This window comes from Sphingomonas sp. FW306-1B-B10E (assembly GCF_058782005.1).
Genome location: NZ_JBYSXG010000034.1, coordinates 29,206 through 52,571, shown reverse-complemented (window position 1 = coordinate 52,571; position 23,366 = coordinate 29,206). Strand labels below are relative to the sequence as shown.

General features: G+C 66.9%; 18 protein-coding genes. 11 read left to right on the top strand and 7 right to left on the bottom strand.

Going from position 1 to position 23,366, the window contains the following annotated elements:
* The 3 genes from dnaE to AC3WJI_RS13915 form a co-directional block, all read left to right on the top strand.
* On the top strand, positions 1–2,576 hold a 2,576-nt coding region (dnaE, locus tag AC3WJI_RS13925; protein WP_492757875.1), incomplete at its 5' end, for a DNA polymerase III subunit alpha.
* A gap of 208 nt (positions 2,577–2,784) precedes the next feature.
* The gene (locus AC3WJI_RS13920) at positions 2,785–3,141 is read left to right on the top strand and encodes an endonuclease domain-containing protein (RefSeq protein ID WP_492757874.1); all 357 of its coding nucleotides are present in this window, start codon (positions 2,785–2,787) and stop codon (positions 3,139–3,141) included.
* A gap of 235 nt (positions 3,142–3,376) precedes the next feature.
* On the top strand, positions 3,377–5,035 hold the full coding sequence (locus tag AC3WJI_RS13915; protein WP_492757873.1) for a long-chain fatty acid--CoA ligase: 1,659 nt from the start codon (positions 3,377–3,379) through the stop codon (positions 5,033–5,035).
* A gap of 130 nt (positions 5,036–5,165) precedes the next feature.
* Here the strand turns inward: AC3WJI_RS13915 and AC3WJI_RS13910 are convergent, their stop codons facing one another.
* Together AC3WJI_RS13910 and AC3WJI_RS13905 are read right to left on the bottom strand one after the other, a co-directional pair.
* On the bottom strand, positions 5,166–7,784 hold the full coding sequence (locus AC3WJI_RS13910) for a M1 family metallopeptidase (protein WP_492757872.1): 2,619 nt from the start codon (positions 7,782–7,784) through the stop codon (positions 5,166–5,168).
* Positions 7,785–7,978: 194 nt separating this feature from the next.
* Positions 7,979–9,049 carry a PA0069 family radical SAM protein gene (locus AC3WJI_RS13905; protein WP_492757871.1) on the bottom strand — a complete coding sequence of 357 codons (1,071 nt, stop codon included), beginning with the start codon at positions 9,047–9,049 and terminating at the stop codon, positions 7,979–7,981.
* Positions 9,050–9,101: 52 nt separating this feature from the next.
* Here AC3WJI_RS13905 and AC3WJI_RS13900 point away from each other — a divergent pair, with 52 nt between their 5' ends.
* Complete coding sequence (locus tag AC3WJI_RS13900; RefSeq protein WP_492757870.1) at positions 9,102–9,443, top strand: VOC family protein; 342 nt, start codon at positions 9,102–9,104, stop codon at positions 9,441–9,443.
* A gap of 58 nt (positions 9,444–9,501) precedes the next feature.
* Positions 9,502–10,023 carry a YbjN domain-containing protein gene (locus tag AC3WJI_RS13895; RefSeq protein WP_492757869.1) on the top strand — a complete coding sequence of 174 codons (522 nt, stop codon included), beginning with the start codon at positions 9,502–9,504 and terminating at the stop codon, positions 10,021–10,023.
* Between the two features lie 336 nt (positions 10,024–10,359).
* Here AC3WJI_RS13895 and moaB read toward each other — a convergent pair whose 3' ends face one another.
* Genes moaB through AC3WJI_RS13880 form a run of 3 tightly spaced genes read right to left on the bottom strand, consistent with a single transcriptional unit; the run spans position 10,360 to position 13,392 of the window.
* Positions 10,360–10,887 carry a molybdenum cofactor biosynthesis protein B gene (gene moaB / locus AC3WJI_RS13890; RefSeq protein ID WP_492757868.1) on the bottom strand — a complete coding sequence of 176 codons (528 nt, stop codon included), beginning with the start codon at positions 10,885–10,887 and terminating at the stop codon, positions 10,360–10,362.
* The gene (locus tag AC3WJI_RS13885) at positions 10,877–12,670 is read right to left on the bottom strand and encodes a lytic transglycosylase domain-containing protein (RefSeq protein ID WP_492757867.1); all 1,794 of its coding nucleotides are present in this window, start codon (positions 12,668–12,670) and stop codon (positions 10,877–10,879) included. Before AC3WJI_RS13885 ends, moaB begins: the two co-directional genes overlap by 11 nt.
* Positions 12,667–13,392 (bottom strand): uracil-DNA glycosylase family protein, encoded by a 726-nt coding sequence (locus tag AC3WJI_RS13880; RefSeq protein WP_492757866.1) that lies wholly within the window; start codon positions 13,390–13,392, stop codon positions 12,667–12,669. The genes AC3WJI_RS13885 and AC3WJI_RS13880 overlap by 4 nt, the downstream gene beginning before the upstream one ends.
* A gap of 130 nt (positions 13,393–13,522) precedes the next feature.
* On the opposite strand from AC3WJI_RS13880, the gene AC3WJI_RS13875 reads away from it, so the two are divergent.
* The 5 genes from AC3WJI_RS13875 to AC3WJI_RS13855 all read left to right on the top strand — a co-directional run bounded on the left by AC3WJI_RS13875 (position 13,523) and on the right by AC3WJI_RS13855 (position 19,706).
* Positions 13,523–15,178, top strand: a complete 1,656-nt coding sequence (locus AC3WJI_RS13875) for an electron transfer flavoprotein-ubiquinone oxidoreductase (RefSeq protein WP_492757865.1) — start codon at positions 13,523–13,525, stop codon at positions 15,176–15,178.
* Between the two features lie 25 nt (positions 15,179–15,203).
* Positions 15,204–16,754, top strand: coding sequence for a tetratricopeptide repeat protein (locus AC3WJI_RS13870; protein ID WP_492757864.1), 1,551 nt, complete (start codon positions 15,204–15,206; stop codon positions 16,752–16,754).
* Positions 16,754–17,557: a 4-(cytidine 5'-diphospho)-2-C-methyl-D-erythritol kinase gene (locus tag AC3WJI_RS13865; RefSeq protein WP_492757863.1), complete on the top strand. Its 804-nt coding sequence runs from the start codon at positions 16,754–16,756 to the stop codon at positions 17,555–17,557. The genes AC3WJI_RS13870 and AC3WJI_RS13865 overlap by 1 nt, the downstream gene beginning before the upstream one ends.
* Positions 17,558–17,811: 254 nt before the next feature.
* Positions 17,812–18,882, top strand: coding sequence for a recombinase RecA (gene recA / locus AC3WJI_RS13860; RefSeq protein WP_492757862.1), 1,071 nt, complete (start codon positions 17,812–17,814; stop codon positions 18,880–18,882).
* A 200-nt stretch (positions 18,883–19,082) separates the two neighbouring features.
* Positions 19,083–19,706, top strand: coding sequence for a glutathione S-transferase family protein (locus AC3WJI_RS13855; RefSeq protein ID WP_492757861.1), 624 nt, complete (start codon positions 19,083–19,085; stop codon positions 19,704–19,706).
* A gap of 307 nt (positions 19,707–20,013) precedes the next feature.
* On the opposite strand, the gene AC3WJI_RS13850 is transcribed toward AC3WJI_RS13855, so the two are convergent.
* Complete coding sequence (locus AC3WJI_RS13850; protein ID WP_492757860.1) at positions 20,014–21,339, bottom strand: dicarboxylate/amino acid:cation symporter; 1,326 nt, start codon at positions 21,337–21,339, stop codon at positions 20,014–20,016.
* Between the two features lie 101 nt (positions 21,340–21,440).
* Between AC3WJI_RS13850 and AC3WJI_RS13845 the strand changes: the two genes are divergently transcribed.
* Entirely contained in the window at positions 21,441–22,706 is a 1,266-nt protein-coding gene (locus AC3WJI_RS13845) for a M24 family metallopeptidase (protein WP_492757859.1), read from the top strand.
* Here AC3WJI_RS13845 and AC3WJI_RS13840 read toward each other — a convergent pair.
* Positions 22,666–23,286 (bottom strand): putative quinol monooxygenase, encoded by a 621-nt coding sequence (locus AC3WJI_RS13840; protein ID WP_492757858.1) that lies wholly within the window; start codon positions 23,284–23,286, stop codon positions 22,666–22,668. The two genes, AC3WJI_RS13845 and AC3WJI_RS13840, sit on opposite strands and share 41 nt — an antisense overlap.
* Positions 23,287–23,366: the final 80 nt, after the last annotated feature.

Sequence of the window (23,366 nt, the reverse complement as noted above, 5' to 3'; positions counted from 1 at the left end):
ACCCCAACCCCTCCCCTGAAGGGGAGGGGCTTGCAGAAGAAGACTGGACCCAGCCCTACCGCGATCGCCTCGAGTTCGAGCTCGACGTCATCATCCAGATGGGGTTCCCGGGCTATTTCCTGATCGTCGCGGATTTCATCAAATGGGCCAAGGCGCACGACATTCCGGTCGGCCCGGGCCGCGGCTCGGGCGCGGGCTCGGTGGTCGCCTGGGTGCTGACGATCACCGACCTCGATCCCTTGAAGCTCGGCCTGCTCTTCGAACGCTTCCTAAACCCGGAACGCGTGTCGATGCCCGACTTCGACATCGACTTCTGCGAAACCCGCCGCGGCGAGGTGATCCGCTACGTCCAGCAGAAATACGGCCGCGACACCGTCGCGCAGATCATCACCTTCGGGACGATGAAGGCGCGCGCGGTGCTCAAGGATGTCGGCCGCGTGCTCCAGATGAGCTACGGTCAGGTCGACCGCCTCGCCAAGCAGATCCCGAACCTGCCCGCCGATCCCTGGACGCTCAAGCGTACCCTCGATGGGATCAGCGAATTCCACAGCGAGTATAAGAACGACAGCAGCGTCCGCCACCTGATCGACCTGTCGATGCGGCTCGAGGGCCTGCCGCGGCACAGCTCGACTCACGCCGCCGGCGTGGTGATCGGCGACCGCCCGCTCGCCGAGCTCGTGCCGCTGTATCGCGATCCGCGCTCCGACATGCCCGTCACGCAGTTCGACATGAAATATGTCGAGGGCGCCGGCCTGGTGAAGTTCGACTTTCTCGGCCTCAAGACGCTGTCGGTGCTCAAGAAAGCGGTCGAACTGCTCGCCGACCGCGGGCTCGAAGTCGATCTCGACGCACTCGGCTGGGACGATGCCGAGGTCTACGACTTGCTCCAGCGCGGCGACACCGTCGGCGTGTTCCAGCTCGAATCCGAAGGCATGCGGCGCACGCTGACCGCCGTCCGCCCGACCAATTTCGGCGACATCATCGCGCTCGTCTCGCTCTATCGCCCGGGCCCGATGGACAACATCCCGAGCTTCGGCCGGCGCAAGCAGGGCACCGAGGAGATCGTCTACCCGCACGAGACGCTCGAGCCGATCCTGAAGGAGACCTACGGGATCTTCGTCTACCAGGAACAGGTGATGCAGGCCGCGCAGATCCTCGCGGGCTACAGCCTGGGCGGCGCCGACATGCTCCGCCGCGCGATGGGCAAGAAGATCAAGGCCGAGATGGACCAACAGCGCGCGATCTTCGTCGAAGGCTGTTTTAAGGTCCACGGCATCAAGCCCGCCAAGGCCAACGAATTGTTCGACTTGATCGACAAGTTCGCCGGCTACGGCTTCAACAAGTCGCACGCCGCGGCCTATGCGCTGCTCGCTTATCAGACCGCCTGGCTCAAGACCCACCATCCGCACGAATTCTTCGCCGCGTCGATGGCCTACGACATCCACCAGACCGACAAGCTGGCGATCTTCGCCGACGACATGAACCGGCTCAAGATCGACTGCCTGCCGCCGGACATCAACGCCAGCCTCGCCGACTTCCATGTCGAGAAGCATGAGGACGGCCTCGCGGTGCGCTATGCGCTGGGCGCGCTCAAGGGCGTCGGCGAGCGCGCAATGGAATTGCTCGTCGAGGAGCGCGAGGAGAAGGGCCGGTTCAAGTCGCTCGACGACTTCGCCAAGCGCGTCGACCCGCGGCTGCTCAACAAGCGCCAGCTCGAGACGCTCGCCGCGGCGGGCGCCTTCGACGGGATCGAGCCCAACCGTGCCGGGGTCCATGCCGCCGCCGAAACGATCCTCGCCGTCGCGCAGCGCACGCATGACAGCCGGACGAGCGGGCAGGGCGGGCTGTTCGGCGAATCCGAGCCGAGCGGCGGCGCGATCAACCTGCCGCGCAGCGCGGTCTGGTCGCTCGCCGACAAGATCGCCGCCGAGCGGGACGCGTTCGGCTATTATTTCTCGGCGCATCCGCTCGATCGCTACGGGCATCTCGTCCGCAGCCAGGGCGCGCGCGAGATCGCCACGCTGAACGAAGTCCCGATCCCCGATGGCGGCCGCGTCGGCGCGACGATCGCGGCTTTGATCGAGGACGCGCGCTGGCGCACCTCGGCGCGCGGCAACCGCTACATGATGGCGACGATCTCGGACACCTCCGGCCAGGCGATCGCCAGCTGCTTCGACGAATTCGCCGCCAAGGACATGGAGGAAGCATCGCGCGCCGGCGGCTGTGCGCTGCTCACCGTCGAGCTCGACAAGCGTCCGGGCGAAGACACGCCGCGCGTCTCGATCAAGCGCGTCCAGCCGTTCGAGAGCATCGCCAACACCGCGCGGCTGATCGTCGACTTGGAAGTGCGCGACGCCAGCGTGCTGCCGCGGCTCGCCGCGCTGATCGGCGAGGAGCGCGGCGGCCGCAGCACCGTGCGCATCTGGGCGCCGTTCGGGCCGGAAGGCCAGGCCGAACTGGTCATCGGCCGCAACTTCCGCATCGACGAGGAAATGGTCGAACGCATCCGCGGCTTGCCGGGGATCGCCAAGGCGGTGTTCGGCAAGCCCGAAGTCACGCTGGCGGCCGCGGCTTAGCCCCCGTCACCTCGGCCTTGGGCGGGGGCCACCACGCCGCGATGGAAAGGCGTGCAGCCCAGCGCCTCGATCGCCTCCCAGGTCGTGAACGCGTGAACGACTGTTCCCGGCGAACGTCCGCGATCGGGTGGTTAGTTGCCTTCTAGCCCTCTCCCGCTTTCGCGGGAGAGGGTTGGGTGAGGGTCTTCTTTCTTTTACTTCTTGCCTCATGCCCACGCCCGTCCGCCGACAGACGAGTCGCCATGCGTCGCAGCTCCGCAAGGACGCGACCGATGCGGAGCGCCTGCTCTGGGGCTCGCTGCGCAACCGGCGACTCTTCGGATACAAGTTCCACTTCCAGGCCACGATCGAGCCCTTCGTCGTCGACTTCCTGTGTGTGGAGGCGCACCTCATCATTGAGGTGGACGGCAGCCAGCATGGCGTTGAAGTCGATGCCCGGCGCACGCACTTTCTGGAGAGCCGAGGCTATCGGGTCCTGCGCTTCTGGAACAACGAGGTTCTGGAGAATCTCGACGGCGTGCTGGAGACCATTCTGGCAGCCCTGAACGCGGATCGGCTAGGCTGACGAGGCAAAAGAAGAAGACCCTCACCCAACCCTCTCCCGCGAAAGCGGGAGAGGGCTTGAAGAAAGGCGGCGGCAATCGAGACGGTAGCCGATAGGCCGCTTCATAGATCTACTGCCTGGTAGACCCCGGTCCGAGACCGGGATGACCCGGGAGGAGGCCAGGTTACAAATCATTGCCGCCCGCTCGACACCGCGCCCGCTCCCCGCTTACTCTCTCCAAAAAACGGAGAGAGCGATGCTGGGTGGAATGCAGGATTTCGAGCTGCGCGTGATGCGCCTGCTCGATCACGCCGCGCGCGAACATGGCCCCCGCGAGATCGTCAGCCGCTGGGCCGATGGCAGCGAGACCCGCACCAACTGGGCCGGCATCGCCCATGATTCCCGCCGCCTCGCCCAGGCGCTCGAACGCCTCGGCGTCCGGCCCGGCGACCGCGTCGCCACGCTCGGCATGAACCATGGCCGCCACCTCGTCGCCTGGTACGGCACGATCGGCATGGGCGGGGTGATCCACACGATCAATCCGCGGCTGTTCGAGGACCAGCTCGCCTTCATCGCCAACCATGCCGAGGACCAAGTGCTCTTCTATGACAAGGCGTTCGCGCCTTTGGTCGACAAGCTCAAGCCGCGATGGACCAGCATCCGCCATTACATCTGCTTCGACGATGGCGCCTTCGAAGCGTTGCTCGCTCCCGAGACCGGCGACTATGCCTGGGTCGAGGGCGACGAGCGCGAAGCGTGCATGCTGTGCTATACCAGCGGCACTACCGGCGACCCCAAGGGCGTGCTCTACACCCACCGCTCGACGGTGATCCACGCGATCACCGAGCTCCAGCCCGCCGAGTTCGACTTGTCGACCCAGGCGGTGGCGATGCCGATCGTGCCGATGTTCCATGCGGTCGGCTGGGGACTGCCCTTTGCCGGCGCGGCGGTGGGCGCCAAGTTCGTGTTCTCGGCGGTGAACGAGCCGGCCGTTTTGTGCGACTTGATGAATCGCGAAAAGGTCACCCATAGCGCCGGCGTCCCCACGGTCTGGTTCGCGATGTTTCAGCACATGGATGCCACAGGAGTCGCGCCTAAGTATCTGAAAATAGTGACGATCGGTGGATCGGCCGCTCCGCGCGCAATGATCGAGCGGCTGATGAAGATGGGTATCCGCGTCAACCATGCCTGGGGCATGACCGAGACCAGCCCGATCGGCACGATGGGCGCCCCCTCTTATGACTGGGACGAATTGAGCTTCGAAGCGCAGGTCGACCAGGTCTCGAAGCAGGGCAAGGTCCCCTTCGGCGTCGAGCTGCGCGTGGTCGACGATGACGGCGTGGTCCAGCCCCGCGACGGCACGAGCTCGGGCCGCCTCCAGGTCCGCGGCCCCTGGGTGATCAGGCAATATTATGGCGAAGAGGCGCTTGCCGTGGATGCCGACAGCTGGTTCGACACCGGCGACGTCGCGGTGCTGCACCCGGACGGGACGATGCAGATCACCGATCGCGCCAAGGATGTGATCAAGTCGGGCGGCGAATGGATCAGCTCGGTCGAGCTGGAGAATGCCGCGATCGGTTGCGCCGGCGTCGCCGAGGCCGCGGCGATCGGCGTGTTCCACCCCAAATGGGACGAGCGCCCGATCCTGCTGGTGGTGCGCAAGCCCGGGAGCGCAGTGACCGCGGAGGAGGTCCGCGCGCATCTCGAACAGCATGTCGCCCGGTGGTGGCTCCCCGACGAGATCCACTTCGTCGACAGCCTGCCGCACACCGCCACCGGCAAGCTGCTCAAAACCGCGATCCGCGCCCAATACAAGGATTTCAAGCGGCGGCTGCCTAATTTCCCTCTCCCCTTGTGGGAGAGGGAGGGAGCCGATGAAATCGGCGGAAGGGTGAGGGGGGTCTGTCTCACCTAACGTCCCCCTCATCCTTCCCACTCGATTTCATCGAGCGGGATGATTGGGTGAACAGCGCCCCGCGCTGTTCAGGTCATGCTGGGGGCATGACCGGCCCAATCATTTCCTTCTCCCACAGGGGGAGAAGGAGTTACCTCCCCATCACCGCCGCGCTCACTTCGCCCGCTTTGGCCTCCCTGAACCGCGCGCAGTTGCGGATCGTCTCGACCGTGCGGTCCAGCCCCAGCGTGCTGTCGTTGGCCAGCCGCGGGCGGAGCTTGGCGTCGACGGCGTCGGCCGAGGCGCTGGTGCACATCCCGTTGAACATACGCGAGGTGCCCGCCGCGAAGATTCCGCCGCCGTCGCGCGCCTTTGCGAAAATGTCGAAATTGGCGAGGACATAGTCGGCCGCGATGTCGCGCGTCCGCGGATACTCCAGCATGCTCTTGATCGTCGCGGTGCGGCTGGCCTGGGGCAGGCGGCTATCCTTGAAATCGCCGAGGAACCAGCGCGCCACGTCGAGGCTGTTCGATTTGCCGATCGCCTCGAAAGCGATCTCGCTCAGCACCGGGTCGTTTCCGGCAAGCGCCTTCTCCGCGATCACCTTGGCGAGCGGCACGCCCTTGTCCTGAAGGTCGAGCGACAGCGCAAGGCGCGCGAAGGCGGGGTCGAGCGCAATCTTGTCGCCCGCAATATAGGCATCGGCCGCATTGATCAGCTTGCCGCGCACCGCCGGATCGCCGCCGGTGTCCGCGACGAGCTCGACCAGCGTGTCGCGCAGCTTCTTGCGGTCGGGGGTGTCGGCGACATGGGCATTCTCCGCCGGGTCGAACCCCAATGCGGCGAGCTTGGGTGCATAGATGCCCGCCACCAGCTGGCGGAATGCAGGCCGCGCCGGGTCGCTGATCAGCCCGCGCGTCTCCAGCCCGCGCAGCCGCTCGCCATTGTCCAGTTCGGCATTCGAGGCGGCGTGTGCGGCCATCGAGCGCGCCAGCGCCGCAAGTTGCGGAAACTTCGCTTTGCCCGCGTAGAACGACGCCCACAGGCTGTCGCTCACTGCCAGCGCCTCGCCCTCGGGCAAGGTCGGCGCGGCGGCGATCAGCGCCGACCAGTCGGCGGGGTCCATGTCGAAGCGGTAATAGCCCCAGCCGCCGGCATTGGGGACGATCACGCCGTCGCCCTTTGCCTCGATCGTGCCTTCGGGCTTGTCGAGCAGGGTGCAGCTGCGCATCGCGGCGCGGCGCACGCATACCGGCACGATCCACTGCTCGGCGGGCAGAGTGCTGCCGAAGCTGGCGTAGCGCGCCTGGCTTGCGCGAACCACGCTGCCGTCACGCTTGAGCGTCACCACCGGCATGCCCTGCTGGTCGACGAAGCCGCGCAGCGACTCGAGCACGCGCGGATCGTGCGCGGCGCTGGCGAGCGAATCGAAGAACTGGTCGGTGGTCGCGTTGCCATGATGGTAGCGCTGCATGTGCAGCCGCACGCCGTCGCGGAACTTCTCCTCGCCGAGATAGGCGGCGATCATCGCCACGACCTGGCCGCCCTTGCCATAAGTGATCTGGTCGAACGCCGCGTCGATGTCGGGGTCCTTGGTGATCCGCTGGTGGATCGGCCGCCCGGCGCCGAGCTGGTCGATGTTCATCGCGTCGAACGCCTCGTCGATCGCCGACACGCCGATGTTCAGGTCGGGCCGCCACTCATTGCCGATGCGATAGCCCATCCAATTGGCGAAGCTCTCGTTGAGCCAGATGTCGTCCCACCAGGCCGGCGTCACCACGTCGCCGAACCATTGGTGCGACAGCTCGTGCGCCACCACCATGCCGAAGGTCTGCTTGTCCTCGGTCCCGGCGGCCTCGTCGACGAACAATATGCCGTCGCCATAAATGTCGGCGCCGGCATTCTCCATCGCGCCCGGCATCACCGGCGAGCCGATCTGGTCGAGCTTGGGATAGGGGAAGGGCTGGTCGAAATATTTCTCGAGCAGGGCGACGATCTTCTTAGAGCCCTCGAGCGCATAGGCCATCTGCCCGGCATAGGGCTTGGTCCCGACGATCCGCAGCGGCAGCGGCTTGGGACGCTGCGGCGTCGCGGGGACGGTGCCCTCGACGGTGACGAACGGGCCGACGACGAAGGCGACGAGATAGGTCGGCAGCGGCTCGGTCGCGGCGAAGCGGTGCTTGACCAGCTTTCCTGCGGCAACCGGCTTGCCCAGTTCGGGCGCATTGCTCACCGCGGTATAGCCGCGCTTGGTGGTGACCGAGACGGTGAACGGCGTCTTGTATCCGGGCTCGTCGAACGAGGGGAAGGCGGCGCGCGCGTCGATCGATTCGAACTGCGACCAGCTATACCAGTCGTCGACCACCTTGATCCGGTACAGCCCCGACGGGCTGTCGCCGAATGCCGCGTCATAGTCGAACTTGAGCGTCAGCTTGCCTGCCGGCAGCGTGCGCCCGAAATCGAGCTGGGCGAGGCCCCAGGGCGTCTTCTGGGTGAAGGTCGCCGGGGTCTCGGTCTTGCCAATCCGCACCGTCGCCTTGCCGACCTTGAGCCCGCGCCCATGCAGGAAGATCGACGCCGCCGGCTGCTCGAGTTCGACATCGATCTCGACATGCCCCCCAAACCGCGGCTGCGCCGGCAGGATCGTCATGTCGAGCCGATAGGCGAGCGGCTTCACCATGTCGGGAAGCTTGCCGGTCGGAAGCACGGGCTGGGCGAATGCGGAGGCGGGGAGAACAAAGGCGAAGAACGCCAGCAACAGGACGCGCATCAGGATTCCTTGCAGGGATCGCGCTGCTTATGCGCTCGCCTGCCATAGGGCAATACGACACCGCCTTGATGCGCGGGACATCCACCCCGGCGAGGGCCGGGGCTCAGTTGCAGCGGTTTTCGCGAGGGAAGACCGTCCTCGCCAGCGCATCGAACCTGGGCCCCGGCCTCCGCCGGGGTGGGATTGTTATCCCGCTAGAACAATTCCCCCTGCGCCCCCGCCGGCGGCCGGAACAGATCGGTCCGCAGCTTGAGCCGCTCGCCATCCAGCCCGTACCGCTTCGCCGCGATATGGAACCGCTTTCGCAGCAATTCCGCCCAAGGCCCTTGGCCCTTCATCCGCGTGTGGAAGTTCGGATCATTGTCGCGCCCGCCGCGGATCGACTGGATCACGGCCATCACCTTGCCCGCCCGGTCCGGAAAATGCGTGTCGAGCCACGCGCGGAACAGGGGCGCGACTTCGTGCGGCAGCCGCACCGGCAGGAAGAACGCGCCGCGCGCGCCCGCTTCGGCGGCTGCCTCGAGAATATGCTCGATCTCATGATCGGTCACCGCCGGGATCACCGGCGCCATCGACACGAACACGGGCACCCCCGCATCGGTCAGCTTGCGCACCGCCGCGAGCCGCTTCGCGGGCGACGGCGCGCGCGGCTCGACGGTCATCGCGACGCGGGGGTCGAGCGAAGTGATCGACAACATCACCGCCGCGAGCCCCTTGGCCGCCATCGGCGCAAGCAGGTCCATGTCGCGCGTCACCCGGTCGGACTTGGTGGTGATCGTGATCGGATGGTTGCACGCCGCGAGCACTTCGATGCAGCCGCGGGTGATCCGCCACGTCGCCTCGATCGGCTGATAGGGATCGGTGTTCGTCCCGAACGCCACCGGCCGGCAGACATAGCCGCGTTTGCCGAGTTCGGCGCGCAGTAGCGCCGGCGCGTCGGGCTTGGCGAACAGCCGGGTCTCGAAGTCTAGCCCCGGCGACAGATCGTGATAGGCATGGCTCGGCCGCGCGAAGCAATAGATGCAGCCATGCTCGCAGCCGCGATAGGGGTTCACGGACCGGTCGAAGGCGATGTCGGGCGAGTTGTTGCGCGTCAGGATCGTCTTGGGCTTTTCGACCGTCACCGTCGTGCGCAGCGGCGGCGCCTCGCCGTCCACGGCTTCGCGATCGTCGAGCCAGTCGCCATCGGCCTCGCGTTCGGGCAGGTTGAAGCGGACGCTGTCCTGGTTGAGCGTGGCGCCGCGCGTGGCCCGAGTCTTTGCCATTGCCCGATGCTAATGCGTCGATTAGAACATAGCAAGAACGAGGGAGATTGATATGCCACGGATCAGCTATGTCGAATTGCCGGCGAAGCAGGTCGCCGAAACGCGCGACTTCTACGCCAACGCCTTTGGCTGGGGCTTCACCGATTTCGGCCCGGACTATGCCGCGACCACCGGCGGCGACGTCGATGTCGGGATCAACGGCAGCCAGGATCAGGCGATCGAGCAGGCGCTGCCGATCGTCGAGGTACAGGATCTCGAGGCCGCGCTCGACAAGGTCGTCGCGGCGGGCGGGGAGGTCACCGTGCCGATCTTTGCCTTTCCCGGCGGCCGGCGCTTTCACTTCCGCGATCCCGCCGGCAATCAGCTCGGCGTGTTCGTCAACGAGCCGGAATAGCTGCAATTGCGCGCAGTCGCGCAGATGCTATGGCAGTGCCTTCTAAAGGGGGAAATCGATGCGTCTGCTTTCGTTCGCCGCGGGCCTTGCCGCACTGTGCCTGTCTGCGCCCGCCTTCGCCGAGGATGCCAAGCCTTGCGGCGCCGGGCTGATCTGCGCGAGCAATCCGCAGACGGTAGTCGCGGCGATGGAGAAGGCCCAGCTCGCGCCCAAGCTCAGCAAGGACGGAGAGGGCGATCCGCTGATCGAGAGCGACGAATCCTCTTATCATTTCGACGTCTATTTCTACGGCTGCAAGGCCAACAAGAACTGCGATTCGCTGCGTTTCGAGGCGCTGTTCGAGAAAGCGCCGGAGAACACTCCCGAATTCGTCAACAAATGGAATTCGAAGAAGCGCTTTCTCCAAGCGTACGTCCGCTCTGACGGACAGATGGCGGTCGCCTATGACGTCGCGACGATCGGCGGGCTCAACGCCACCAACTTCGCCGACGTGATCGACTGGTGGAACTCGCAGCTGAGCGAGCTGGCGGACTTCTTCAAGGAAGAAGTGCCGAGCATGAAGGCGAAGCCGAAGAGCTGACATTCCTATCCTCCCCCGCAAGGGGGAGGTGGCAGGCGCAGCCTGAAGGAGGGGGAGGAATCACTGCGTTCAGTGGTGCCCCCTAGGTCGCCTTCGACAACGCCTCGGGGCAGGGGAGGGTATCTCTCCGGTCGATCCTTTGGCCCGGGGCCTCGCCCGGGCCCAAACCTCGTCATCCCCGCGAAAAGCGGGGACCCATCTCCGATGCCATCCAACAATATATCGGGCGCGATTTGCGGCACGCGCGGGAGATGGCTCCCGCTTTCGCGGGGGTGACGGTTAAAATGGGTCAGACTTGGAGAGCCGCTTAGACGGGCAGCATGGATCTCGCCCGCGCTACTGCTCCATCAGCCGCGGCATCAGCTCGACGAAATTGCACGGCTTGTGGCGGATATCGAGCTGGCTCGCGAGGATGCCGTCCCACGCATCGGTGACCGCGCCGGTCGACCCCGGTAGCGAGAAGATATAGGTCCCGCGCGCCACTCCCGCCGTCGCGCGGGACTGGATCGTCGAGGTGCCGATCGTCGCGTAGCTCAGCCAGCGGAACAGCTCGCCGAAGCCGGGTATCTCCTTGTCCCAGACGCGGGCCAGCGCCTCGGGCGTGATGTCGCGCCCGGTCACCCCGGTGCCGCCGGTGGTCAGGATCACATCGATTTCCGGGTCGTCGATCCAGGCATGCAGCCGGCTGACGATTCCCTCGACATCGTCGCGCACGATTCCCCGCTCGGCGAGTTCGTGCCCGGCGGCGGTCAGCCTCTCGACCAGCCGATCGCCCGAGCGATCGTCTGCCAGTGTCCGCGTGTCGGAAACCGTGAGCACCGCGATCCGGACCGGCCGGAACGCGATGGTTTCGTCAATTGCCACCGGCGACCAGCGTGCTGGTCGGCAAGCGCGGCGTGATTCGAGCGCTGACCTTGATCGCCTTGGCGCCCGGCAGGCCGGGGAATTTGGGCCACAGCCCCTGCGTCAGCGCCGCACGGCTCGCCGAGGCGCGGCCTTCCTGATTCTCGTACATCCAGTAGTTGCGCAGCACGGTCATCACATAGCCGCGCGTCTCCCAATAGGGGATGCTCTCGATGTAGAGCAGCGGGTCGCCATTGTCGCGACTCATCGTGTTCCACAGGGCCACCGGGCTCGGGCCGGCATTGTAGGCGGCGATCACTTTGGGCAGCAGTCCGCCGGTCGAGGGCTGGTCGCGCAGCTGCTCGAGATAGGACTGGCCGATTTCCATGTTGACCGAGGGCTTGGTGAGGTCGCTCGCGGCATAGGTCACGCCCTGGCGGCGGCCGACGTCGATCGCGGCGCCAGTCTTGACCTGCATCAGCCCCATCGCCCCCGCGGCGCTGCGGACCTCGGCGTTGAAGCGCGATTCCTGGAGCGTGTGCGCGAACACCAGCGCCTTGTCGACGCGCCAGCCGCCCGCCGGGGTCCAGTTGGGCGAAGGATAGCGCGCCTCGACCAGCGGGCGCGCGCCGGCGGGGCCGTTGTGCGACAGCCACAGCTGGGTGGCCGCAAGATTGAGCCGGCCGGCGAGCCGGGTCAGCGCGGCGTGGTCGCCCGGGGTGCAGAACTTGGCCTGGTGGCGCAACACTTCGTTGGCGAGCCCGTCTTCGCCGATCTCCGACAGCGCGGCGGCGACGCGGACATTGGGGCGGCGTTCGAGCACGCGCCAATCCTCGGCGACGAAGCGCTCGCCCTTGACCGGCTTGTCCTGGATGCCGAGCGCGGCGCGCGCGAGCAGCCCGTAATAGGTCTCGCCGAACTGTGCAGCCGCCTTCAATCGCAGGCTGACCTTCTCGGGACGCCCGCACGCCATGTCGGCGCGCGACGCCCAATAGAAGCCGGCCGAGCGAAGTTCGGTGTCGGTCGCGCGGGTCGCGACGCGCTCGAAGGCATCGGCCGAAGCGTTGCAATCGCCCTGCCGCCACATCGACAATCCGGCGACCCAATCGGCCTGGCCGACCCAGGGCCCGACGCCGAGCTGCGCCTTCTCGGCGACCCGCCGGGCATTGGCGTCGTCGCCGGCGACATAATAGATCCAGGCGACCTTCTGCTGCCATTCGGTCAGCGCCTCGGGGGTGAGGTCGGGCGCGAATTTCTCGACCACCGCCTCGGCCTGGACGCCGTCATCGGCCTTGACGAAGGGATTGATCTCGATCGCCACCGATGTCGCCGCGGTGTCGCTCTTGATCGAGCGCGCGCGCTGGCGGACCGGCGCGCCGTCGAACCAGATCAGCCGCTGGGCGGCGGGGAGCGAGGGCGTGTCGAGCGCGCCGCGCGCCTTGGCCATGCGGACGAGCTGCTCGGCTTGCGGCAAATCGGGGGCTTCGGTGAGCAGCGCCATGATCGCGGGCACGTCGACCTTGGGCGAATTCTTGGCGGTGTAGATCTCGGCGCGGGCGAGCGCATGGAGCGGGCCCGGCTTCATCGAATCGAGCTGAAGCTGCGCGTCGGCCCATTGCTCGGCGCGGATCGCGGCGAAGACCTTGCGGTAGCCGCTGCGCTGCTCGGCATCGAGCTGATCGGGAACGCCGTCGCCGTCGCGCACCGCAGGCGCGGCCGGGCGCGGCTCGGCGGTCAGGTCGTCGGCATGTGCCGCCACGGGAAGCGCGAGCAAGGCCGCGGCGAAGATGGTACGCTTGATCACTCGGCGGTCCCTCGGCTCAACAGCAGCAGATGCTTCCACGCCTCGCTCTTGCAGGCCGGCCGCTCCAGGAGGAAGCGGGGGTGGTAGCTCGCCACAGCCCGCGTCTTTGCCGCGAAATGGTTAATGTCATGTATACGATTGTCGGGGCCGCTGCCGCTCGTCTCACTCAGTGCACGGCTCGCCGATTGTCCTAGTAAAAACAAGCGCTTGGGCTGGATCAGAGTAAGATGGTGTCGCGCCAGTTCGTGGAGGCGCGCCTCGTCGTCGGGAGCGATCCGCCCGGTCACCGGCCGCGCCCAAGCGAGCGGCAGCAGATAGACCGATTCGCGGCTCAGCCCGATCGCGGCAAGCATCCGATCGAACAGCCGTCCCGCCGGCCCCGACAGCAGCGTATCCGAATCCTCGCTTTCGGGAACGTCGGTGACGAACACCCATTCGGCATCCGCGGGACCGGTCGGGCCGAGCCGCGGACTGTGCCACTCGGCCTCGGGCGCGGTCTCGCCGAGCCGCCAGGCGACGAATGCCTCGAGCGTGTCGGGCAGCGCCTCGACCACCGGCGCCGCTACGGCAGCCTCGGCCACGGCCACCGGGGCGGGCGGCGCGATCCGTGCCAGCCAGTCGCGCGCTTCGTCCTCGACGAGCATGTCGACGCCCGCGTCGCGCCACCATTCGAGCGCGCTCGCCGCCAGCTTCTGCCAGTCCTGAACCGGTTCCCCTCCCATACCCTATCTTTGAATCCTTGTTGACGCGGCGGTCAATCTGCCTCCAATCGCAAGCAGACAGGACGTTGCGGAACCGCGACGACAGGCGCGACGCTACGTCCCCTTAGACGACTCGCAAGGGATTACGAGGATGAGTGAACGAGAGTCGATGCCCTATGACGTCGTGATCGTCGGCGCAGGCCCCTCCGGTCTGTCCGCCGCGATCCGGCTGAAGCAATTGGCGGCCGAGGGCGGCCAGGAGCTTTCGGTGTGCATCCTCGAAAAGGGCTCCGAGGTCGGTGCCCACATATTGTCGGGCGCGGTGGTCGATCCGCGCGGGCTCGACGAGCTGCTGCCCGATTGGCGCGACCAGGACTGCCCGCTCGCGCGCACCCCGGTGACCGAGAACCACCACTGGATTCTGAGCGAAAAGGGCAAGTCGAGCTTCCCCGAATTCATGACGCCGCCCTATCTCCACAACAAGGGCACCTATACCGGGTCGCTCGGCAATCTCTGTCGCTGGCTCGCCGGCAAGGCCGAGGAGCTCGGCGTCGAGATCTTCCCCGGCTTCGCCGCCGCCGAGATCCTCTACAATGACGACGGCAGCGTGAAGGGCGTCGCCACCGGCGACATGGGCGTCGCCCGCGACGGCAGCCACAAGCCAGATTACGCGCCCGGGCTCGAGCTCCACGCCAAATACACGCTCTTCGGCGAAGGCGTGCGCGGCCACCTCTCCAAGCAGCTTCAGCGCCAGTTCGCACTTTGTGAGAATGCCGACCCGCAAGTCTATGGGATCGGGATCAAGGAACTCTGGGATATCGACCCGGCCAAGCACGTTCCCGGCAAGGTGATCCACACCCAGGGCTGGCCGCTCAAGGAGGGCGAGGCCAATGGCGGCGGCTTCCTCTACCACCAGGCCGACGGACAGGTGGCGCTCGGCTTCGTCGTCTGGCTCAACTACAAGAACCCCTATCTCTCGCCGTTCCACGAGATGCAGCGCTGGAAGACCCACCCGGCGATCGCCGAGATCCTCCAGGGCGCCAAGCGCGTCTCCTACGGCGCCCGCGCGATCAGCGACGGCGGCTGGCAGTCGGTGCCCAAATTGGTGATGCCCGGCGCGGCGCTGATCGGCGACACCGCGGGCTTCCTCAACGTGCCGCGCATCAAGGGCACGCATACGGCGATGAAGTCGGGCATGATGGCCGCCGAGGCCGCCTTCGCGGCGGTCCATGGGGGCCGCAGCAGCGACGAACTGACCGCCTATCCCGAAGCCTACCAGTCGAGCTGGGTCGAGAAGGAGCTTCGCGGCGTCCGCAACGTCGTGCCCTTGGTCAAGAAGTTCGGCGACACCTGGGGCACGGTCTTCTCCGGCGTCGCGATGTGGATGGAGCTGGCCGGGCTGCGCTGGCCGTTCACGATGAAGCACCATCCCGATCACGAGAGCCTCTGGCACGCCAGCGAGGCGCGCAAGATCGAATATCCCAAGCCCGACGGCGTGCTGACCTTCGACCGGCTCTCCTCGGTGTTCCTGTCGAACACCAATCACGAGGAGGACCAGCCGGTCCACCTGACGCTCAAGGACCCCGATATCCCCTTGAACTACAATCTTCCCGTATACGCCGAGCCGGCCCAGCGTTACTGTCCGGCGGGTGTGTACGAGGTCGTTGGAGAAGGCGATGATCTGCGTTTCCAGATCAACGCGCAGAATTGCGTCCACTGCAAGACCTGCGACATCAAGGACCCCACCCAGAACATCAACTGGGTGGTCCCCGAAGGCGGCGGCGGGCCCAATTATCCGAACATGTAGCCTTCTCGCGCTGCTCCTCGCCGGGGTGGCGCACGCCCAGCCCGCGAGCGATCCCTCTGCGTACGTCCGTGCCCGCGCCGCCGATGCGGCGGACGCGGCGCAGTTCGCGACCGGTTATGCCGAGGCGCTCGCCGCCGCGCCGGACGACGCGGTCATCGCGCTCCGCGCCTATCGCCAGGCGCTCGCTATCGGCGACTATGTCCTCGCCAGCCGCGCCGGCGCGGTACTGGTCAAGGCCGGCGCCGCCCCGCCCGACACCGCATTGCTCGCCTTTGCCATTGCCCTCAAGAGCGGCGACCGCGCGGGGGCAGGGCGCGCCGCCGACGCGCTCGCCAAGGGGCCGTTCGACTTCCTCGCGCCCGCGCTCGCGGCCTGGCTGGCGTTCGATCGCGGCGAGGATGCCGTGGCGATGCTCGACGCCGCCCCCGGCGACGCGCTCGCCCGCCGCTATACCAGCCGCCACCGCATCCTGCTGCTGATCGCGTCGAAGCGCACCAACGAGGCGATGGCCGCGCTCGCCGCGGCCCTCGCCGGCGAGACCGGCGACGACATGCGGATCGATGCCGCCTTGCTGCTCGGCCGCACCGGTGCGCGCGACCAGGCCAGGCGCCTCCTCGCCGGCGACCGTCCCGACTTCGCCCGGCTCCAGGAGCAGTTCGGCAAGAAGGGCAAGCCCGGCGCGGCGTTCGGCGCCGCGCGAATGTTCCTCGAACTCGCGGTCGAGATCGCCGATGAGGACATGCAGCCGCTGTCGGTGCTGCTCACGCGCGCCGCGTTGCTGCTCGATCCGCGCGACGACCGCGCCCGGCTCTTCCTCGCGGAAGCCTTGTCGCAGAGCGGATCGCACGATCTCGCGCTCGGCGTGCTCGCCGAGGTCCGCGGCGACAGCCCGTTCGCGCGCGGCGCGAGCGCCGGGCGGGTCGCGGCGCTGCGGCGGGCAGGGCGCATGCCCGAGGCACTGCAACTCGCCGAGCGGCTGACGGTCGATTCCGAAGCGACCGGCGCCGACAGCCAGACCTGGGGCGACCTGCTCGTCGACCAGGGCGACTTCGATCGCGCCGCCGCCGCTTTTGCCGAGGGGATCGCCCGGCCCGGCGGCGACACCAATTGGATGCTCCATTATTCATTGGGGCGCGCGCTCGACCGCGCCGGTCGCTGGAGCGAGGCGCTTCCCGCACTCCGCCGAGCCGTAACGCTCGGTCCCGACCAGGCCGCCGCGCTCAAATATCTCGGCGGCGCCCAGATAGCCCGCGGCGAGAACATCGCCGAGGCGCAGGCGCTGCTCGAACGCGCACGGACGCTCCAGCCCGATGATGCCGAGATCGCCGATTCGCTCGCCTGGGCACTGTTCCAGCGCGGCGAGGTGACGCGGGCGCTGCCTTTGCTCGAACAGGCGGTGAAGGGCGATCCCGCGGCGGCGCGCGCCAACGAGCATCTCGGCGACGCCTATTGGCGCCTCGGCCGCCATTACGAAGCGCGCTACGCCTGGCGCGCCGCGACCCTCACCGCGGAGAACGACGCGACGCCGCGGCTCGAGGCCAAGCTCGCGCACGGACTGAAGCCGCGGCCCAATTGATGCTGACCGAGATCGCGCGCGCCAAGCTCAATCTGGCGCTCCACGTCCGCGCCCGCCGCCCCGACGGCTATCACGAGCTCGAAACGCTGTTCGCGTTCGTCGAGCACGGCGATGTGTTGCGCGTGGCGCCCGCCGAGGCGCCCAGCTTCCGCGTCACCGGCCCCTTCGCCGCGGCGCTAGCGGGGGAAGGCGACAATCTCGTCACGCGCGCCGCCGCGCGCTTCGCCGGGGTCTTTGGCGGCGGCGCGCACGCGATCGAACTGGAGAAGCACCTTCCGGTCGCCTCGGGGATCGGCGGCGGATCGGCCGACGCGGCGGCGACGCTGCGCGCGCTCGCGCGGCTGCACGACGTGGCGCTCGACCACCCGCGGCTCTTCGCGATCGCCGACGGCCTCGGCTCGGACGTTCCCGCGTGCCTGCTCGGCACGACGGCGATCGGCAAGGGCAGGGGCGAGCAGCTCGAACCGGTGGCGGGGGTGCCCGGCACGCCGGTGCTGCTGGTCAATCCCGGCGTCGCGGTGTCCACCGCCGAGGTCTTCCGCCGCTGGGACGGCGTCGACCACGGCCCGCTCGGCCCCGATCCACTGGCCGGCCGCAACGACCTCGAAGCCCCGGCACGTGCGATCGCCCCGGTGATCGGCGAAGTCCTCGAGGCGCTCGCGGCGCAGGACGGGGTCACGCTGGCGCGCATGTCGGGCTCCGGCGCGACCTGCTTCGCGCTGTTCGATAGCGATGAAGCGTGCGCTGGCGGTGCCGCCAAGGTCCGCGCCGGCTGGTGGAGCGTCCAGACGCGGCTCGTTTAGTACTGCAGCTCGACATTTGGCCAACGTTCCCTCTCCCGTCGGGAGAGGGTTGCGCAGACTTAGGTCGGCTTCTTCAGCCGGCCTTAGTCGGAGCTGGGTGAGGGGATCACCCTAACGATCGTCGTAAACCCTCACCCCGTAACCCCATCGATCAAAATCAAAGTTCTCCTCTTGTTCCATCGGAACAAATGCTGTACATCCTGTTCCCACAGGTTGAATGCGGCGGCTAAACGCTCTAGCGACGGAGATAGAAAATGGCAGCTTCGCTAAAGGTGATCGACGGCAACATGGCAGCATCCACGGACAAGCAGAAGGCGCTCGACGCCGCACTGGCGCAGATCGATCGCGCCTTCGGCAAGGGCAGCGCGATGCGCCTCGGCTCGAAGGAGACGATGCAGGTCGAGGCGATCTCCACCGGCTCGCTGGGGCTCGACATCGCTCTCGGCGTCGGCGGCTTGCCGCGCGGCCGCGTCATCGAAGTCTATGGCCCCGAAAGCTCGGGCAAGACCACGCTGGCGCTCCACGTCATCGCCGAGGCGCAGAAGAACGGGGGCACCGCCGCGTTCGTCGACGCCGAGCATGCGCTCGACCCGGTCTATGCCAAGAAGCTCGGGGTCAATATCGATGAACTGATCGTCTCGCAGCCCGATACGGGCGAGCAGGCGCTCGAGATCGTCGACACGCTCGTCCGCTCGAACGCGATCGACGTGTTGGTGGTCGATTCGGTCGCGGCGCTGGTGCCGCGCGCGGAAATCGAAGGCGAGATGGGCGACAGCCATGTCGGCCTCCAGGCCCGTCTGATGTCCCAGTCGCTCCGCAAGCTCACCGGCTCGATCAGCCGCTCGCGCTGCATGGTGATCTTCATCAACCAGCTGCGCATGAAGATCGGCGTGATGTACGGCAATCCGGAGACCACCACCGGCGGCAACGCGCTGAAATTCTACGCCTCGGTCCGTCTCGACATCCGTCGCACCGGCCAGATCAAGGACCGCGACGAGATCATCGGCAACGCCACCCGCGTCAAGGTCGTCAAGAACAAGGTCGCCCCGCCGTTCAAGCAGGTCGAGTTCGACATCATGTACGGCCAGGGCATCTCCAAGATCGGCGAGATCCTCGATCTCGGGGTCAAGGCCGGCCTCGTCGAGAAGTCGGGCGCGTGGTTCAGCTATGACAGCATCCGCATCGGCCAGGGCCGCGAGAATTCGAAGACCTTCCTCAAGGAAAATCCCGAGCTCTGCACTCGGCTCGAGACCGCGATCCGCGGCCGTACCGATCAGGTCGCCGAGGGGCTGATGGCCGGCCCCGAGCCCGACGACGATATCTGAGGGCATGCGCGATAGTGTGACCTCGGTATGACTTTAGGCCGCGCCGGCATGGCCTCGTGTCGAGCGCAGTCACGGGAGACTCTCCCATCGGAAGACCCGGCGCATTGCCCTGCGCCGGGTCTTTCGCTTTGTTGCTTGTACGCGCAACGTTCGTTCACGATTCGCGTGAAAAATGCGAAGTTTAGCCGGGGAAATCCTACATGGTCACTGTCCACCACCTCGAGAATTCGCGGTCGCAGCGCGTTCTCTGGCTGCTCGAGGAACTTGCGCTTCCCTACACGGTCAAGCGCTACCAGCGCGACAAGGCGACGATGCTCGCCCCGCCCGAGCTGCGGCGCATCCATCCGCTCGGCAAGTCGCCGGTGATCGAGGATGACGGCCTGGTCGTCGCCGAAACCGGCGCGATCGTCGAATATCTGATCGAGAAGGGCGACGGCCGGCTCGGGGCGCCGGCGCATCGCGACGATGCCCTGCGCTATCGCCACTTCCTCCATTATGCCGAGGGTTCGCTGATGCCGCCTCTGTTCACCAAGCTCGTGCTCAGCCGCGTGCCGCTGCTCGGCAAGGTCGCGCAGAAGAAGTTCCAGCCGATGGTCGATGTCCATCTCGATTATGTGGAGGCCGAACTCGCCGCGCGCCCCTGGTTCGCCGGCAAGGACTTCACCGCCGCCGACGTGATGATGAGCTTCCCGCTCGAAGCCGCGGTCAGCCGCGCCGCCGCGACCGAAGGCCGCCCCAACATCGCCGCCTGGCTGGAGAAGATCCACGCAAGGCCGGCCTACCAAGCCGCGCTGAAGGCAGGCGGGCCCTATGCCTATGCGTAATCTGTTCCCCGGTGAAAGGCCGGGGTCCAGTTGCGGGCGGTTGACGATGGGTGCCCATGCGGGTCCGCCGACCCTGGACCCCGGCCTTCGCCGGGGAACAAGACGATACAGGGCGGGAGCAACTCTCGCTGCGCGAGGTCCTACACACGTACGGCTTGCAATATAGGATTGCGCCTGCTTGCTTGGCGATGCCGGTTCACCGGCCGCTCTTTGACTCTGTAGACGCCCGCGCAAGAAGCGCGACGTTCGCGAAAGAAAGTTGCGAGATGAATCGCACTTCGGTCAACTTAGTCAATTTAAGCCCGGCTCAGTGCTTGCCGTAATCCTGGAACCGCGCCTCGTCGCCCGGCAGCGGTGCGCTAGGCAGGACGATCTTCTCGTCGGGGTCCTGCGGCGGGTCGAGTTGGCCCTCCCAGCGCGCCACCACCGTCGCCGCGACCGCGTTGCCGATCACGTTGGTCGCGGTGCGGCCCATGTCGAGGAAATGATCGACCGCGAGGATCAGCAGTATGCCCGCCTCGGGGATCTGGAAATGGCTGAGCGTGCCGGTGATCACCACCAGGCTGGCGCGCGGCACCCCGGCGATGCCCTTGCTGGTGATCATCAGCATCAGCAGCATGACGATCATCGTCCCCCAATCGAGATGCATGCCATAGGCCTGCGCGATGAAGATCGACGCGAAGGTCATGTACATCATCGAGCCGTCGAGGTTGAACGAATAGCCGAGCGGCAGCACGAAGCTGGCGATCCGCGGCGGCACTCCGAACTTGTCGAGCGCTTCCAGCGTGCGCGGATAGGCAGCTTCCGACGAGGCGGTCGAGAAGCCGAGCAGGATCGGGTCGCGCAGATAGCGCAGCAAGGTGCCGGTGCGCCGCCCGACGACGAGGAAGCACGCGCCGATCAGCACCGCCCACAGAACGAACAGCCCGATATAGAAGCTGCCCATGAAGTAAGCGAGATCGCCGACCACGCTGAGCCCGCGCGTCGCCAGGGTCCGCGCGACCGCGCAGAATACCGCCACCGGCGCGAACAGCATGACATAGCCGGTGACGGTCAGCATCACCGATACCAGCGCCTCGAGCCCGCGCAGCAGCGGCGCGGCCTTGTCGCCGACTGCGGCCATGCCGACGCCAAAGAACAGCGAGAAGATCACGAGCTGGAGGATGTCGTTGGTCGCCATCGCGTCGATCGCCGAGGTCGGCACGATGTGGATGAAGAACTTCGCCGCATCGAAGCCCGACCGGTCCACGCCGCTCGATGCCGCGACATCGGGCAACGGCAGATTGAGCCCGACACCGGGCTGGAGCAGGTTGACCAGCAGCAGCCCCAGCGTCAGCGAGACGAGGCTGGCGGTGACGAACCACAGGAACGCCTTGATCCCGACCCGGCCGATCGCCCCGGTGCCGCCCATGTGCGCGATGCCGACCACGAGCGTCGAGACTACCAAGGGCGCGATGATCATCTTTATCAGATGCAGGAACATCTGCGTCGGGATGTCGAACCAATAGCTGATCGACGCCAGCCGCTCGGTCGCGGCGGCGCTGCCGTCGTCATAGGCGACATTGAGCCCCCAGCCGATCAGGCCGCCCAGCAGCAGCCCGGCCAGAATGAACCATGTCAGTCGCTTGCCCACGAATATCCCCTGGAAAAAGTTCGCGGCAGCGAAGGGGATTGTCGCCGCCGGGTCAAGGACCCTATCGCGGCTGTCCACGCAAATTTGCCGGAGTCGCCGCAATGACACGCCTTTCCAGCCTCAGCCGCCGCACGCTGATCGGAATGGCGGGGGCTGCGCCGTTGCTCGCGATGCCGGGCCTGCTCCGCGCCGAGGAACCCGATGTCTCGGACCTGCGCGACCTCACCATGGGCGCCGTCCCGATCGGCCGCGCCGAGCGTCTCGCCCGCATCGCCCGCGCCCAGGAATTGATGAAGGCTGCGGGAATCGGCGCGGTGTTGATCGAGCCGGGCTCGTCGATGCTCTATTTCAGCGGCGTGCAATGGTGGCGCAGCGAGCGGCTCACTGCGCTGGTCCTCCCGGTCGAGGGTGAGCCGTGCATCGTCACGCCGTTCTTCGAGGAGCCTTCGGTCCGCGAGAGCCTCGGCATCCCCGCCGAGATCCGCGTCTGGCAGGAGGACGAGGATCCGCTCGCGGTGGTCGCCGGCTTTTTGAAGGCGCGCAAGCTCGCCGCACGGCCGATCGGTATCGAGGAGACGATGCGCTATTTCGCCGTCGACGGGCTGCAAAAGGCATTGCCCGGCGCCAGGATCCTATCGGCCAACCCGATCGTCCGCGGCTGTCGGATGATCAAGACCGCGCCTGAGATCGCGTTGATGCAGATGGCCACCGACGTGACGATCGCCGCCTATCGCTGGACCTATCCGCGCATCCGCGAAGGCATGACCAACGCCGATATCGCCGCGCTGATGGCCGCCGCCACACGCAAGCTCGGCGGTGACGTCGAGTTCAATTTGATCCTGCTTGGCGAGGCCGCCGCTTACCCCCACGGCTCGCACAAGCCGCAGCGCGTCACGCCCGGCGAGGTCGTGCTGATGGATTGCGGCTGCACCGTCCACGGATATCAGTCCGACGTGTCGCGCAGCTTCGTCTTCGGCAAGCCGAGCGCCGCGCAGCGCAAGGTCTGGGACCAGGTGGCGCGCGGCCAGCAGATCGCATTCGAGGCGGCGCACCTGGGTGTCCCCGCCGGCACTGTCGATGATGCCGTGCGCCGCTATTACACGTCGCTGGGCTACGGTCCGGGCTACAAGCTTCCCGGCCTGTCGCACCGCACCGGCCATGGCATCGGCATGGACGGCCACGAGCCGGTCAATCTCGTCCGCGGCGAGAAGACTCGGCTGGCACCCGGCATGTGCTTCTCGAACGAGCCGGGCATCTACCTCCCCGGCAGCTTCGGTATTCGTCTCGAAGACTGTTTTCACATGGGTCGGGAAGGGCCCAAATGGTTCAGCGTGCCGCCGAAGTCGATCGATGCGCCGATGGGCTAGCGTCGCTTTCGGCGAATTTATAGGCGAGGACTTCGCCCCGCATCGACTGGGTGATCTCGCGGCATGAGGCGGAAAAGCGGCGGAGGTCCAGTGCTTCGGTCGCTTGGGCGCCGAATTCCAGCACCAGGAAGTCGCCGCGATGGACCTGCAGCGCGTAGCGCGCGCCGTCCCCGGCGCCTGCATCCTCCACGATTCCCTGCAAATCCGCCGCGACCTGCCCCGACTGCCGTTCGCATCCGATCAGCTGAATCTGCGTCGCCGCCGTCAGCCTCGCGTTTCCCGAGGGCATGCGTGCCACTAGGACATCGGCCATTGCGATTTCGGGCAGCCCGCTGAGCATCGTGAAGGTGCGCACGACCAGTCCGCGGCCGACCTTTCCCAGCAAATGCGTTAACCGTCCGCGATGACCGTCGAATGTGTCGAAGATCGCGAAGGTATCGGGCCCGAAGCGCAGCGCGAACCAGTCGCGCGTCGCCGGCTCTTTGGCGATCGGCGTCAGCGACTCCGTGAGCCAGGCGGCGACCTCGTCGCCGTTGCCGGGCCTCGCCCGCATCGTGACGAACAACGCCTTGGACTGCATCGCGGTCCCTCCACCGAGACAACACGCGCGCCGAGCCCGCTTCCGGCTTCTAACATGCGTTAGAGTGAATATAGCGCGCA